Below are 13,722 nucleotides of genomic sequence, written 5' to 3'. Positions count from 1 at the left end.
TGTCTCTTTGCTTCAGGCCCTGCCGTGGCAGTGCTTGTACTTCTTGCCCGACCCGCAGGGGCACGGCGCATTGCGCGGCGTGTGGTGCCAGGTCGAGGGGTCGCCCGCATCGACCTGGGCCTGCCGCCCGCGCGCGGGCCTGGTCAGCAGCGCGGTGCCGCCGCCATTGCCCTCGACCGGCTCCATCCCCTCGCCCTCACCCGTCGCGTTCGTGACGTAGACCGGCTCGGGCGGCGGCGGGGGTGCGAGCTCGACCCGCGCCATCAGCGACGTCACCCGCTCGCGCAGATGCTGAAGCATCGCGTTGAACAGGTTGAACGCCTCGTTCTTGTACTCGTTCAGCGGATCGCGCTGGCCATAGGCGCGCAGCCCGATGCCCTGGCGCAAGTGGTCGAGCGTCAGCAGGTGCTCCTTCCAGACCTGGTCCAGCATCTGCAGCAGCACCGACTTCTCGATCTGGCGCATCAGGTCGGCGCCGAAATCGGCCGTCTTCCTGGCCATCAGCGAGTCGGCGGCGCGCTCGATCCGCTCGCGGATATCGGCCTCGTCGATTCCCTCCTCCTTCGCCCATTCGTCGATCGGCAGATCGAGGTTGAACAGGCGCACCACCTCGTCGCGCAGCCCGGCCGCGTCCCACTGCTCGGGCATGGCGTGTTCGGGGATGTGCTTGGCGACCGCATCGGCGATCACCTCGTGGCGCATCTCGGCCACGGTCGCGGCGACATCGTTCGTCTTCATGAACTCGCGGCGCTGCGCATAGACCTCGCGGCGCTGGTCGTTCATCACGTTGTCGTATTTGAGCAGGTTCTTGCGGGTGTCGAAGTTGCGCGCCTCGACCTTCTTCTGCGCCTTCTCGAGCGCCTTGTTGATCCAGGGATGGACGATCGCCTCGCCTTCCTTGAGGCCGAGCTTCTGGAGCATCCCGCCCATCCGGTCGGAGCCGAAGATGCGCATCAGGTCGTCCTCGAGCGAGAGGAAGAACTTCGACGCGCCCGGGTCGCCCTGCCGGCCGGAGCGGCCGCGCAGCTGGTTGTCGATGCGCCGGCTCTCGTGCCGCTCGGTACCGATCACGTAGAGCCCGCCCGCCGCCTTCACGATCTCGCGGTTCTTCGCCACCTCCTCGCGGATCGCGGCCGCGCGCGCCTCCTTCTCGGGCCCGTCCTCCATGCCGGCGAGTTCGAGGCGGATGCGCATGTCGGCGTTGCCGCCGAGCTGGATGTCGGTGCCGCGGCCGGCCATGTTGGTCGCCACCGTCACCGCGCCCGGCGCGCCCGCCTGGGCGATGATGTAGGCCTCCTGCTCGTGGAAGCGCGCGTTCAGCACGTTGTGCGGGATCTTCGCCTTGGTGAGCAGCTCGCTGACCGCCTCGCTCTTCTCGATCGAGGTCGTGCCCATCAGCACCGGCTGCTTGCGCTCACGGCATTCCTGGATCAGCGCGATCACCGCGTCGTACTTCTCGCGCGCCGACTTGTAGACCTCGTCGTCGTTGTCCTTGCGGATCACCGGCACGTTGGTCGGGATCTCGACAACGTCGAGCTTGTAGATCTCCATGAACTCGTCGGCTTCGGTCGCGGCCGTGCCGGTCATGCCGGCGAGCTTGGGATAGAGGCGGAAGTAGTTCTGGAAGGTGATCGAGGCGAGGGTCTGGTTCTCCGGCTGCACCGGGACGTGCTCCTTCGCCTCCAGCGCCTGGTGCAGCCCGTCGGAGTAGCGCCGCCCCTCCATCATGCGGCCGGTGAACTCGTCGATGATGACGATCTTGTCGACGCCATCGCGCGGGTCCTTGCGCACGACGTAATCGACGTCGCGGCGGAACAGCGTGTGCGCGCGCAAGGACTGCGTCAGGTGATGCACGATCGTGACGTTCGCGGAATCGTAGAGGTTGCCCTCCTTCAGGATGCCCGCCTCGCGCAGCGCATGCTCGACCCGCTCGTTGCCGAGTTCCGTCAGCGAGACGGTCTTGAACTTCTCCTCCTTCTCGTAGGTCGCCGTGTCCTTCACGAGCTCGGCCACCACGGCATCGACCTGGCGGTAGAGCTCGGAGGAGTCGTCGGCCGGCCCCGAGATGATCAGCGGCGTGCGCGCCTCGTCGATCAGGATGGAGTCGACCTCGTCGACGATCGCGTAATTGAAGTCCCGGTGCACCATGTCCTCGAACCGGTACTTCATGTTGTCGCGCAGGTAGTCGAAGCCGTATTCGTTGTTGGTGCCGTAGGTGATGTCGCAGGCATAGGCCGCGCGGCGCTCGTCGTCGGTCAAGCCGTGCACGATCACGCCGACCGTGAGCCCGAGGAACCGGTAGATCTGGCCCATCCACTCGGCGTCACGGCGGGCGAGGTAGTCGTTCACCGTGACGATGTGCACGCCCTTGCCGCTGAGCGCGTTCAGATAGGCGGGCAGGGTGGCGACCAGCGTCTTGCCCTCGCCGGTCTTCATCTCGGCGATCTTGCCCTCGTGCAGCACGATGCCGCCGATCAGCTGGACGTCGAAGTGCCGCTGGCCGAGCGTGCGCACGGCGGCCTCGCGCACGGTGGCGAAGGCTTCGGGCAGCAGATCGTCCAGCGTCTCGCCCTTGGCGAGCCGCTCGCGGAAGAGCACGGTCTGGTTCCTGAGCGCCTCGTCCGACAGCGCCTTCATCTTCGGCTCGAGCGCATTGATGGCCGGGACGCGCTTCTTCAGGCCCTTGAGGGCACGATCGTTCGAAGTGCCGAGAATGACGCGGGCGAGGCGAGAAAGCATGCGACTGTCCTGCGGTGGTCGTGAGGGCGCGGGTTGCGCGGACCGGCGACCCGCCGCCGCCCCGCACGCCACGCGCCGGGGCACCACCAGGGGCAGGGTCCCGGCTGTCAGATAGGCGCGCCCCCGCCCGGCCGTCAATCACGCCCCGGGGATGTCCCTGGGGGTCGTCTTGAGGGGGAGGGGGCGATCCGCCATGATCCGCGCTCCGGGTGGCGCTTCCGCCATGCCCGCGTGAAGGATTGCCCGCATGTCCGCCATTCCGTTCCGCGCCGCGCTCCTGGCGACGGCCCTGCTCGCCGCGCCGTTGACCGTGACGGCACAGATCCAGCCCGTCGCGCCGGGCGGCGACCCGGTGGTCGCGCGCGTCGACGGCGCCGAGATCCGCTTCTCGGACGTGGCCGAGGCGGCGCGGCGCCTGCCCGAGCAGTTCCGGTCCATGCCGCCGCAGGTCCTGTTCCCGCTGCTGATCGACCAGATGATCAGCGAGGCGGTGGTCACCCAGGCCGCGCGCAAGGCCGGGTTGCAGGACACGCCCGAGGTGCGGCGGCAGATGGCGCGGATCGAGGACCAGGTGATCCAGCAGGCGCTGATCGGCCGCGAGATCGCCGAGAAGGTGACCGAGCAGAGCCTGCGCGCCCGCTACCAGCGCGAGATCGTCGACAAGCCGGCCGAGGCCGAGGTGCGCGCCCGTCACATCCTCGTGCAGACCGAGAGCGAGGCGCGCGCGATCATCGCGACCCTCGCGGGCGGGGCTGATTTCGCCGCGACCGCGCGCGAGAAGAGCCGCGGTCCGGGCGCGGCCGAAGGGGGCGACCTCGGCTTCTTCAAGAAGGAGGACATGCCGGAGGCGCTGGCGGAGGCGGCATTCGCGCTCCAGCCGGGCCAGGTCGGCCCCAACCCGGTGCGCACCCAGTTCGGCTGGCACGTGGTGAAGGTCGAGGAGCGGCGCGAGCAGCCGCGGCCGAGCTTCGAGGAGGCGGAGCCGGCGTTGCGGCGCGCCGCCTCGGAGGAGGTGGCGGAGGCGCTGGTGGAGCGGCTGCGCGGGCAAGCGCGGGTCGAGCGCTTCGGGCTCGACGGTTCGCCGCTCCCCGCCACACCCCGCTGAGAGGTCGGCCATGGCGCATCCGGTCTCCCCGCTCGCGGTTCCGCTGCCCGCGTTCCCGCCGATCCCCGGGGTGCGGCTCGGCACGGCCCGGGCGGAGATCCGCTACGTCGCCCGCGAGGACGTGACGATGATGGTGTTCCCGCCCGGCACGACGGTGGCGGGCGTGTTCACGCGGAACCGCTGCCCCGGCGCGCCGGTGGATTGGTGCCGTGCGGCGCTGAAGGGGGGCAAGGCGCGCGCGCTGGTGGTGACGGCGGGCAATTCGAACGTGTTCACCGGCCGGGCCGGGCGCGAGACCTGTGCCGCGACCGCGGCGGCGATGGCGGAGCTTGCCGGCTGCAAGCCGCGCGAGGTGTTCCTCGCCTCCACCGGCGTGATCGGCCAGCGCCTGCCGACCGAGAAGCTGGTCGGCGCGCTGCCCGGACTGTTCGCCGCGCTCTCCGACGACGCATGGGAGCGGGCCGCGCGCGCGATCATGACGACCGACACCTTCCCGAAGGGAGCGGTGCGGCGGGCACGGATCGGCGATGCGGAGGTGACGATCGCCGGCATCGCCAAGGGCAGCGGCATGATCGCGCCCGACATGGCGACGATGCTGTGCTTCCTCGCCACCGACGCGAAGGTGCCGGCGGCCGCGTTGCAGAATCTGCTGGCGAAAGGTGTGGATGGCAGCTTCAACCGCACAACGGTCGATTCCGACACCTCGACCAGCGACACGGTGCTGGTGTTCGCGACCGGGGCGACGAAGCACCCGCGCGTGCCGGCCGAGGGCGGGCCGATGCTGCGCGACTTCGCGCGCGCGCTGAACGAGGTGCTGACGGATCTCGCCTTGCAGGTCGTGCGTGACGGCGAGGGGGCACAGAAGCTGATCCGCATCGACGTGACAGGCGCGGTGACGCACCGCTCCGCGCACCGCATCGGGCTCTCGATCGCCAATTCTCCGCTGGTGAAGACGGCGATCGCGGGCGAGGACGCGAACTGGGGCCGGATCGTGATGGCGGTCGGCAAGGCGGGCGAGCCGGCGGACCGCGACCGCCTGTCGGTGGCGGTCGGCGGGGTGTGGATGGCGAAGGACGGCGAGGTGGCGCCCGACTACGACGAGACGCCGGTGGTGGCGCACATGAAGGGCCGCGAGATCCATATCGAGGTCGATCTGGGCCTGGGCCGCGGCAAGGCCACGGTGTGGACCTGCGATCTGACGCACGGCTACATCGACATCAACGGGTCGTACCGATCCTGAGCGGGACGGGTCGCACGGTGGACAAGGCGACGCTCGCGGCCTGGCTCGCGCGCGATCGCGAGCTCATCATCGGCTTCCTCCAGGAGCTCGTGCGCGCGCCCTCGCCGAACCCGCCGGGCGACACGCGCGCGGCGGCGGCCGTGATCACGCGTTTCCTCGACCGGCACGGCCTGCCCTGGCGCCTCGTCGCGCCGGTGGCGGAGTGGCCGAACATCGTCGGCACGATCGAGACCGGGCGGCCGGGGCGGCATCTGGTGCTGAACGGGCATATCGACGTCTTCCCGGTGGACGAGAGCGAGCCCTGGACGCACGGCCCCTGGTCCGGCGCGCTGGCGGACGGAAAGATCTGGGGGCGCGGCGTGGTGGACATGAAGGCCGGCACGGCGGCCTCGGTGATGACCTATCGTTATCTGCACGAGGCGCGGGCTGCGCTCGCCGGCCGGGTGACGCTGACCTGCGTTTCCGACGAGGAGACGTTCGGCCCCTATGGTGCGCGCTGGCTCGTCGCCAACGAGCCGGAGGTGCTCGGCGATTGTGTTCTGAACGGCGAGCCGTCCTCGCCGCACACGATCCGGTTCGGCGAGAAGGCGCCGCTCTGGCTGCGTTTCACGGTGCGCACGCCGGGCGCGCACGGCGCCTACACGCATCTCTCGGAGAGCGCCACCGTGACGGCGGCCCGGCTGATCGGCGCGCTCGAGACGCTGGGCGAGGAGGCGGTCGAGCCGCCGGGACCGATCGGCGAGGCGCTGCGCGCCGGCGGGGCGGCGATGGATCAGGCCATGGGGCCGGGCGCGGCCGCGATCGCCTCGCGGTACACGGTGAACATCGGCACGATCCGGGGCGGGCTGAAGGTGAACATGCTGCCCGGCGAATGTCGTTTCGAGGCCGATATCCGCCTGCCGGTCGGCGGGTCGAAGGCGCATGTGATGGCGCGCTTGGCCGACATCCTGCGCCGTTATCCGTCGGCGACCGTGGAGGAGCTGAACTTCACCGAGCCTGCGGCGTGCGACCCGAACCACGAGATGGTGCGCCACCTCCGGGCCAATGCGCGCGCCGTGTCGGGCATCGATCCGCTGCCGGTGATCTCGCTTGGCGGCACCGATGCGCGGCTGTGGCGCCAGCGCGGGATCCCGGCCTATGTCTACGGTCCCTCGCCGCGCGGGATGGGGCAAAAGGACGAGCACGTGCCGGTCGAGGAGTATCTCCACGTCGTCGCCGTGCACGTGCTCTCGGCGTTCGACTACCTCGCCCGGACGGCGTGAGGACACTGGCAGCGGGAGGCGAGCGGCGTCCCGTCGCCATGCGCCACGCTGCGGTCCGGCCCCGTCGTCGCCGCGGCGGGGGCGTCACGGTGCGAGTGGCGGCAGCCAGACCTCGATCCGCCCGCGCGGCAGGTTGCGGTAGTTGATGCCGATATAGCGCACAGACAGGCGCGGCGGTTCGCGCAGCCCGGTGGTGCGGAGCGCGCGCTCGAACCGTTCCGAGAGCTGCACGGCGAGGCGGCACTGGTCGGGGAAGTAGTAGCGGACCTCGCCGTCGGGCCGCGTCCAGCGTATGTCCACGAACTCGACGCCGGCGACCGGCCAGCCGATGCCCTGGGCGAGCAGGTCGATCCGCTCCTGGACGAACACGCGATCCGGCCGCGCGGTGACGTGCGGAAAGACGCGCAGGTCCCGCTCGGTCGGCTCGGGCAGGCTGGCGCAGGGATCGGCAGCGGTGGCCTGCGCGGCGGCGCGGCGCTCCATCGCCTCCGCGTCGCGGCGGGCGGCCAGGACCGCGGGCGGTTCCGGGCCAGCCGCGACCGCCATCGGCGCCGGCTCGCCGGTGCAACGCAGCACGGCCGCGCTCTCGGCCCCCGCCTCGCCGAGCCGCCCGAGGGCGGAGCAGATCGCCGCGATCGACGCCGCCTGGCTCGCGAGGTCCTGGCCGAGCTGGGCGAGCAGGCGGCGCGCATCCGCGGGCGGAAACAGATGCACCACCAGCCCGACGAAGGCGACCTGCCCCTCGGGCGGGGCGGCGAGGAAGCGCTCGCGCCGCTCCAGCACGAAGCCCGCGGTCTTGAGCCCGAGATCGATCTCGGCGAGGCGCCGGTCGCTCTCGCTCTTCTCGCGTGCGATCCAGACCTGGCTGCCGCCGATGGTGAGCGAGGTGAGCACGGTCGCGACCGAGACGACCACGCCGATGCGCGGGCCGATGCCGCGGCCCTCGCGCCGGGCCTTCGCGGCCTCGGCCTCCAGCTTGGCGATCTCGGCCTCGGCCTTGCGGCGCGCGAGATCGTCCGTGCCGCCCGTGTCGGTCATGGCGCGATCGTAGCACGGCCGGCACGGAACGGTGGCGTTCCGTCAGCCGGCGTCACACCTTGGCGGTGCCGCGCGGCGCGGTGGCGGATTCGCTCGGCGCCTCGCTCGGCGCCTCGCCCGGCAGGCTGAGGCGGAACACCGTGCCCTCGGGACCGGTGCTGTCGAGTGCGATGTCGCCGCCGTGCGTGCGCATCACGTCGCGCGCGATCGCGAGCCCGAGCCCGGTGCCGCCGCGCCGGCCGGAGGCGAAGGGGCTGAACAGCGACTCGCGCACCCGGGGCGGCAGGCCCGGACCGTCATCGCTGACCGTGATGGTGACGGTCTCGCCCTTGCTGGCCGAGACGACCACGCGCCGCGCGCCGGCCTCGAAGCCGTTGCGCAGCAGGTTCAGCAGCACGCGGAACAGCTGGTCGCGATCGGCCAGGACCTCGACATCCGCGGGCACGCGGTTCTCGACCTCGGCGAACGCATCACGTGCGCCGGCCTCGGCCGCGCGCGCCGCCTCCTCGACCAGTGGGGCGAGCGCGAAGCGGCGCAGATCGAGCGGCGGCGGCCCCTCGCGCGCGTAGTCGAGCGTCTGCTTGCAGAGCGCGACCGCGCGCTCGACCGAGGAGAGCAGGGTCGGCGCCATCTGCCGCACCTTCGGATCCTCGCTCGTCGTCAGCCGGTCGGAGATCATCAGGGCGGTGGCGAGAATCCCGCGCATGTCGTGGTTGATCTTGGTCACCGCCGTGCCGAGCGCGGCGAGGCGCGACTTCTGCCAGAGCGCGCGGCGAAGCTCCTCCTGCATCGCGGCGAGCTCCATCTGCGCGCGGCCGATCTCGTCGTCGCGTGCGGGCGGGCTGAGCGCGGGTGGCGCCGCCTCGGGGTCCTTGCGGAAGGCGACGATGCTGCGGGTGAGCCGGCGCATCGGCCGCACCAGCAGCCAGTTCAGCGACAGGAACAGCAGCACGCCGGCGGCGAGCGAGATCGCCAATGCCTCCGCCAGGATCCGCGCCAGCGCCAGATGCATGTCGCGCGTCAGCGCGCTCGTGCCCATGACGATGTCGACGATCGTGTCGGGCTGTTTCGGGCTCGGCCCGATCACGCGCATCAGCCCGGGCGTGGGGGCCACCAGCAGCGTGACGACATCGGCGGTCGCGCGCGGCAGCGGGATGGTGGCGAGATCGACCGTGCGGACGATCGGCCCCTCGAGCGGGCGGGCGAGTGCGAGCACGCGCTGGTCAGACTTGCGCAGGCTCACCACCTCAACGCCCGCGAGGCGGAGCAGCTGGTCTTCGAGCTCCTCGGCGACCACCTGGTCGGGAGCCGCTTCGAGCGCGAGTGCTGCGAGATGCGACGCCTCGATCCGCGTGCCCAGCCAGTCGAGATAGGCGCGGCCGAGCGAGGGCAGCAGGATCAGCGCCTGCGCCACCATGACGAAGCCGACGGTCAGCCAGAGCAGGCGGATCGACAGGCTGCGCGCGGGGCGCGTCTCGTCTGGGCGGCGGTCGGCCATCACCCCTGCAGTCTACACCAGACCGGCCGCGACTCGCAGGGAAGGGGCGGGGCTCAGCCCAGGTGGCGGTCGAGGAAGGCGTGGGTGCGGCGCCAGGCGAGCTCGGCCGAGCCAGGGTCGAAGCTCGCCCGCGCGTCGCAGCCGAAGCCGTGCTGGGCATTGGCGTAGACGTAGATCTCGACCTCCTTCTGCGCGGCGCGGATGGCGTCCACGTCGGTCAGCGGGATCGAGGCGTCCTTCTCGCCGAAATGCATCTGCACCGGGCAATGCGGCTTCTCCTCGCACGTCGCGGCGATGCCGCCGCCGTACCAGCAGGAGGCGGCAGCGAATCGGGTGGTGCGGGTCGCTCCCCACCAGGCGATCGTGCCGCCCCAGCAGAAGCCGATGATGCCGCGCTTGGCGCCCTCGGGCAGGGCGGCGGCGGCGGCCTCGATGTCGGCGACCGGGCCATCGTTCGAGATGCGGGCGCGGAGTTCCCGGCCCCGCGCGACGTCCTCGGCCGTGTAGCCGAGTTCCACCCCGCGTTCGGTGCGGTCGAACAGCGCCGGGCAGATGACGGCGTAGCCGCGGCTCGCCAGCCGGTCGCAGACCGAGCGCATATGCGCATTCACGCCGAAGATCTCCTGCACCACGACGAGGCCACGCGCCGCCCGCGCCGGTCCGGCGCTGTAGGCGGAGAGGCTGTGGCCATCGGCGGCGGTGAGCGTGATGGTCTGGCTCATGCGGTTCCTCCCGTTTGCCGGGCGCACGCTAATGCGATCGCGGCGGCAGGGAAACCCGGACCGGGCGACGGACGAAGCCGAGGCAGCAGCACCACCCAGGGACGTGTCCCATGCCCATCGATCCGACCCGTCGTGCCCTGATCGCCGGCGCCTTCGGCGTCTTCGTCGTGACGGGCGGGCGCGCAGGCGCCGAGCGGACCCGACGCTGGTTTGCCGAGAACGGTGTCGCGATCCGCGGCACCGATCCGGTGGCGTATTTCGTCGAAGGGCGGCCGGTGCCCGGCCGCGCCGAACTCGCGCTCGACTGGGCCGGGGCCACCTGGCGCTTCGCGACCGCGGCCAACCGCGACGCCTTCGCGGCCGACCCGGCGCGCTACGCCCCGGCCTATGGCGGGTTCTGCGCCTGGGCGGTGGCCGAGGGCTACACCGCGCCGATCGACCCAGCGGCGTGGCGGATCGTCGAGGGCCGGCTCTACCTGAACTACAGCCGGACGATCCAGCGCCGCTGGGACCGCGACATCGCCGGCAACATCGGGCGCGCCGACGCGAACTGGCCGCGCCTCGCCGCCCAGTAGCGCGTCAGGCGAAGACCGAAGCCGACGCCGCCACCTCGCGCGCGGCCCGCCGGCCCGCCAGCAGGGCGCCATGCGCGTAGGAAGGATACTCGGTCGAGGCCGCCTCGCCGGCGAAGAACAGCCTGTCCTCGACCGGGGCGGCGAGTGCTGCGAAGGCCGCCTCGGTGGCGCCGACGGGGATGAAGCTGTAGGCGCCGCGCGCGTAGATGTCGCGGCCCCAGCGCGTGACGCGGAACGTGGTCGGCGCCGGCATGGAACGACCGAAGGCGCGCCGCAGCGGCGCCATCAGCCGCGCCGCGATCGCATCCTCGCGCATCCCCTCCATCTCGCGCGCGGTCCGCCCCGCCACCAGCGCGACCAGGATCGGCGCGCGGTGATGCGCGGCCAGGCTCACCACCTCCGGCGTGAAGCTGCCCGGCGTGTCGGACAGCACGCGCACGAAATCGACGTCGTCGGGCCAGAAGGTGCGGTCGAAGCCCAGGATGATCTTGTTCAGCAGGCCATTGCCGATCGCTGCGATCGCCTCGCGCTTGGCCGCCGGCAGCACTGGATCGAAGCGGACATCGCCATGCTTCAGCACGCCGAGCGGCAGCGTGACGATGACGCGATCGGCCTCATGCGTGCCGCGCCGCGCGGTGACGCGCACGCCGTTCGCGCTCAGCGCGATCGCGGTGACGACCTCGCCGAAGCGCACATCGAGCCCGCGCGCGACATGGTGGATGATCGCGCCGTAGCCGAGATCGAGCAGGTGGTTCTCCTCCGGCACCTCCTCCTCGCCGAACCACCATCTGGCGGAGACCTGATCCGCATCGCCGCCGGACCAGGACGCGACCAGATCGGCCGCAAGCCGCGCCTCGCGCCGCTCGCGCGGCGGCAGCCGGTCGAGATTGCGCAGCGCGGCGACGGCCTGGGCCACCGAGACATCGGGTGCACCCGGCGCAAGGCCCGGGTCGTCGCTCAGCAGCGCCTCGACCCGCCCATAGGTCGCGGCCGCCTCCTCGGCCGAGAGGCGCCGGCCATCGACGTCGTAGATCGCCGACTTGGCGTCGTAGGTCGGGATGCGGCGGATGCCGGCGGCGTCCGCGAGTTCGGTCATCGGGTTGCCGTCGGGGCCGTGGATCCAGGCGCCGCCGAGATCGATCGGCACGCCGGCGATCTCGGCCGTGTGCAGCCGCCCGCCGAGCCGCGTGCGCGCTTCCAGCACCGTGACCGTGTGGCCGGCATCGGCGAGCGCGCGCGCCGCGCCGAGCCCGGCGATCCCGGCGCCGATGACGACCACGCGCTGCGGCCGCCCGGTCGGCGGGGCGCAGCCAGCCCCGCCGAACAGCAGCGATGCGGCGGCAAGCCGCAGCGCCGCGCGGCGGCTGAGCATCATGCGGGGCACGGAGCGCGGATCGGTCATGGCGTCATCTCCCGGGCTGTGACGTGGGGAGGATGAGCGGGTCCCGATTTCAGTCCGATTGCCGCGACCCGCCCGGTCGTGCTGGTGTGCCGGAACGATACGCGACTTTGTCCATTTCGGGCACTCATGATCGTACCGCTCGCCTGGTCGCCGGATCCGGGTCCGCTCACGGGCCTTCTGTTCTTCGCGGGTGCCGCGCTGATCAGCCTCGGCGTCGCGCTGCGGTGGTTCAGGCGGCGCTGGGCTGCGGTGATCGTGGCGGTCGGCGCCATTCCGATGGGGGTGTCGCTCGCCGGGCAGGTGCCGGCGATCGCCGGGCGGCCGGCGCTCCGGATCACCGTGACGCACATCGCCTGCACGCCGTGGACGCGGGCGGTCGCCTGGAGCGACGTCGCCGAGGTGCTGGGCGAGGACATCAAGCAGGGCCGGCACTGGCGCGGCATCGGCCTCGTGCTGGTACTGAAGCCCGGTGCCCTTGCGGGCGGCGGCCCGCCTGCGCCGGACGACGGCTGGTGGCTGTGGCTCGCCCGGTTCTCGCGGAACCGCATCGGCGAGATCGGCGCGGCGCCTGAGCCGAGGCCGGGCGGGCGGCTCTACTGCCAGACGCTCGACCTCGACCACGACATCGAGGCGCTGAAGCGGCTCGCCCGCGAACTGGTCTGGGCCAGTGCGCGACCTCCGGACCGCCGTGCGGGCCTTGCCTGGTGCGAAACGAGCGGCAACCTCACCTGGCGCTGCGTCGCCACCGCCGACACCTGGCATCGATCCTGTGTCGCGCGGGGCGGCGACTACGAGTCCTGCCGCCGCGGCGGGCTGTAGCTTGCGTGTGCGTCACGCGCATGGTTGCGTGGCGTCATGACCGGCGAGATCGTCAACCTCCGCCGCGCGCGCAAGGCCAAGGCGCGCAAGGAGGCGGAGGACGCGGCGGCGCGCAACCGCACGCTGCACGGGCGCAGCAAGGCCGAACGCGCGCGGGACGCGGCCGAGCGGGCGCGGCAGGAACAGGCGCAAGCGCGTCTGGAACAAAGCCGGATCGAGGACTGATACCCGGCGCACGAAGGTTTCACCTTCGTGCGCCGGGTATCAGGTTTCCTTTGGCGCGCAGCCGCCACACCAGCCCTGCGCGCGATACCGGGCCGCCAAAGGTCGAACCTTTGGCAGCCCGGTATGACTGGCCTACCCGCCGCCGCGCGGCCCCAGCGCGCCGCGCGCGAACACGACCATGAGCACGACGATGACCGCGCCGACCAGCCAGACGGCCACGGCGAGCCACACGGACACCCACGCCGCCACCGCCCAGGCGAGCAGCGTCACAAGTGCGATGGCTGCCGCTCCATGCAGCAGAATCGAAACGAGCACCCGCTCAGCCGAAGGCGCGCCGGTCCGGTGCGGCGCTGATCTCGCGGATCAGCTTGCGCAGCACCGCGTTCTGGAACGCATCGAAATCGTCGGCCGGGATCATGAAGGCACCGGCACCGCCGATCACGAATTCCTGGAAGTACTGGTCGAGCGGCATGGTGGGCGGACGGCCGAACGGGCTGCGGTCGTTCAGGATCGGCAGGCCGTTGATCGTGATTCCGGCCTCGACCGCGAGGTCGCGCAGCAGCGTCACCGGCGCGCCGGAGTTGTTCACGCCGTCGCCGGAGATGTCGATCACCTTGCGCGTGCCCTCGAACGGCGCATCCTCCAGCACGCGCATCGCGTGCTCGATCGCGCCCGAGATCGAGGTCCAGTTCATGCTCACGCGCGGCGCCTGTTCCAGCGCCGTCACCCAGGCGCGTGCGGTTTCCGGCCCGTCGATATAGGTCCAGGGGATCACCAGGCGCTGGTAATCGGCCGAAGCCCATTCCGTGTAGGCAACGCCGATCGCGCCCAGCGTGCCGGACTGGATCGCCTGGATCACGCGCGGATCGCCCATCGCGTTGCGGTAGCCCTGGCGCTGAAGCCGCGCCTCGTCCTCGTCGATCGACCGGCTGACATCGACGGCCAGCACCAGCAGCACATCAACCGGCTTCTTCTCGGCCCGTGCGGCGGCAGGCAGGAAGGATGCGGCGGCACTCGCCGACAGACCGGCAACGACCTTGCGGCGCGAGGGACGCATGACCCGACTCCTCATCCGCTCCCGACCGGAAAACGCTAAC

Annotated in this window: 13 protein-coding genes; 6 read left to right on the top strand and 7 right to left on the bottom strand. The window is 71.6% G+C overall.

Annotated elements, in window-relative coordinates; all coding sequences use genetic code 11:
- Positions 1 to 12: 12 nt before the first annotated feature.
- Positions 13 to 2,739: a preprotein translocase subunit SecA gene (gene secA / locus F563_RS0117450; protein WP_019015979.1), complete on the bottom strand. Its 2,727-nt coding sequence runs from the start codon at positions 2,737 to 2,739 to the stop codon at positions 13 to 15.
- A gap of 247 nt (positions 2,740 to 2,986) precedes the next feature.
- Between secA and F563_RS0117440 the strand changes: the two genes are divergently transcribed.
- The 3 genes from F563_RS0117440 to F563_RS23115 are packed head-to-tail and all read left to right on the top strand — an operon-like array spanning position 2,987 to position 6,346.
- Positions 2,987 to 3,844, top strand: a complete 858-nt coding sequence (locus tag F563_RS0117440) for a peptidylprolyl isomerase (protein ID WP_019015977.1) — start codon at positions 2,987 to 2,989, stop codon at positions 3,842 to 3,844.
- A 10-nt stretch (positions 3,845 to 3,854) separates the two neighbouring features.
- Positions 3,855 to 5,084, top strand: coding sequence for a bifunctional glutamate N-acetyltransferase/amino-acid acetyltransferase ArgJ (gene argJ, locus F563_RS0117435; RefSeq protein WP_019015976.1), 1,230 nt, complete (start codon positions 3,855 to 3,857; stop codon positions 5,082 to 5,084).
- A gap of 17 nt (positions 5,085 to 5,101) precedes the next feature.
- Positions 5,102 to 6,346, top strand: a complete 1,245-nt coding sequence (locus F563_RS23115; RefSeq protein WP_019015975.1) for a M20/M25/M40 family metallo-hydrolase — start codon at positions 5,102 to 5,104, stop codon at positions 6,344 to 6,346.
- A gap of 84 nt (positions 6,347 to 6,430) precedes the next feature.
- Here the strand turns inward: F563_RS23115 and F563_RS0117425 are convergent, their stop codons facing one another.
- From F563_RS0117425 to F563_RS0117415, 3 genes are read right to left on the bottom strand one after another with little or no spacing between them, the layout of a single operon-like run.
- Positions 6,431 to 7,384 carry a hypothetical protein gene (locus tag F563_RS0117425; RefSeq protein WP_019015974.1) on the bottom strand — a complete coding sequence of 318 codons (954 nt, stop codon included), beginning with the start codon at positions 7,382 to 7,384 and terminating at the stop codon, positions 6,431 to 6,433.
- A gap of 52 nt (positions 7,385 to 7,436) precedes the next feature.
- Complete coding sequence (locus F563_RS23110) at positions 7,437 to 8,882, bottom strand: sensor histidine kinase (RefSeq protein WP_019015973.1); 1,446 nt, start codon at positions 8,880 to 8,882, stop codon at positions 7,437 to 7,439.
- 53 nt (positions 8,883 to 8,935) lie between these two features.
- Positions 8,936 to 9,604, bottom strand: a complete 669-nt coding sequence (locus F563_RS0117415; RefSeq protein WP_019015972.1) for a dienelactone hydrolase family protein — start codon at positions 9,602 to 9,604, stop codon at positions 8,936 to 8,938.
- A gap of 110 nt (positions 9,605 to 9,714) precedes the next feature.
- Here F563_RS0117415 and F563_RS23105 point away from each other — a divergent pair, with 110 nt between their 5' ends.
- Positions 9,715 to 10,179: a YHS domain-containing (seleno)protein gene (locus tag F563_RS23105; protein ID WP_019015971.1), complete on the top strand. Its 465-nt coding sequence runs from the start codon at positions 9,715 to 9,717 to the stop codon at positions 10,177 to 10,179.
- A 4-nt stretch (positions 10,180 to 10,183) separates the two neighbouring features.
- Here the strand turns inward: F563_RS23105 and F563_RS25170 are convergent, their stop codons facing one another.
- A complete protein-coding gene (locus F563_RS25170; protein WP_019015970.1) occupies positions 10,184 to 11,581 on the bottom strand; it encodes an FAD-dependent oxidoreductase in 1,398 nt (465 codons plus the stop codon).
- Between the two features lie 126 nt (positions 11,582 to 11,707).
- On the opposite strand from F563_RS25170, the gene F563_RS25165 reads away from it, so the two are divergent.
- Positions 11,708 to 12,400 carry a hypothetical protein gene (locus F563_RS25165; RefSeq protein WP_019015969.1) on the top strand — a complete coding sequence of 231 codons (693 nt, stop codon included), beginning with the start codon at positions 11,708 to 11,710 and terminating at the stop codon, positions 12,398 to 12,400.
- A gap of 36 nt (positions 12,401 to 12,436) precedes the next feature.
- Positions 12,437 to 12,625, top strand: a complete 189-nt coding sequence (locus tag F563_RS0117395; protein ID WP_019015968.1) for a DUF4169 family protein — start codon at positions 12,437 to 12,439, stop codon at positions 12,623 to 12,625.
- 132 nt (positions 12,626 to 12,757) lie between these two features.
- Here the strand turns inward: F563_RS0117395 and F563_RS0117390 are convergent, their stop codons facing one another.
- Positions 12,758 to 12,940, bottom strand: a complete 183-nt coding sequence (locus tag F563_RS0117390; RefSeq protein ID WP_019015967.1) for a hypothetical protein — start codon at positions 12,938 to 12,940, stop codon at positions 12,758 to 12,760.
- A gap of 4 nt (positions 12,941 to 12,944) precedes the next feature.
- Positions 12,945 to 13,682: a DUF1194 domain-containing protein gene (locus F563_RS0117385; RefSeq protein ID WP_019015966.1), complete on the bottom strand. Its 738-nt coding sequence runs from the start codon at positions 13,680 to 13,682 to the stop codon at positions 12,945 to 12,947.
- Positions 13,683 to 13,722: the final 40 nt, after the last annotated feature.

It is taken from the genome of Elioraea tepidiphila DSM 17972 (assembly GCF_000378465.1).
GTDB classification, from domain to species: domain Bacteria; phylum Pseudomonadota; class Alphaproteobacteria; order Acetobacterales; family Acetobacteraceae; genus Elioraea; species Elioraea tepidiphila.
Note: the sequence above shows the minus strand (reverse complement) of the source record. Positions and strands in the feature narration are given on the sequence as shown.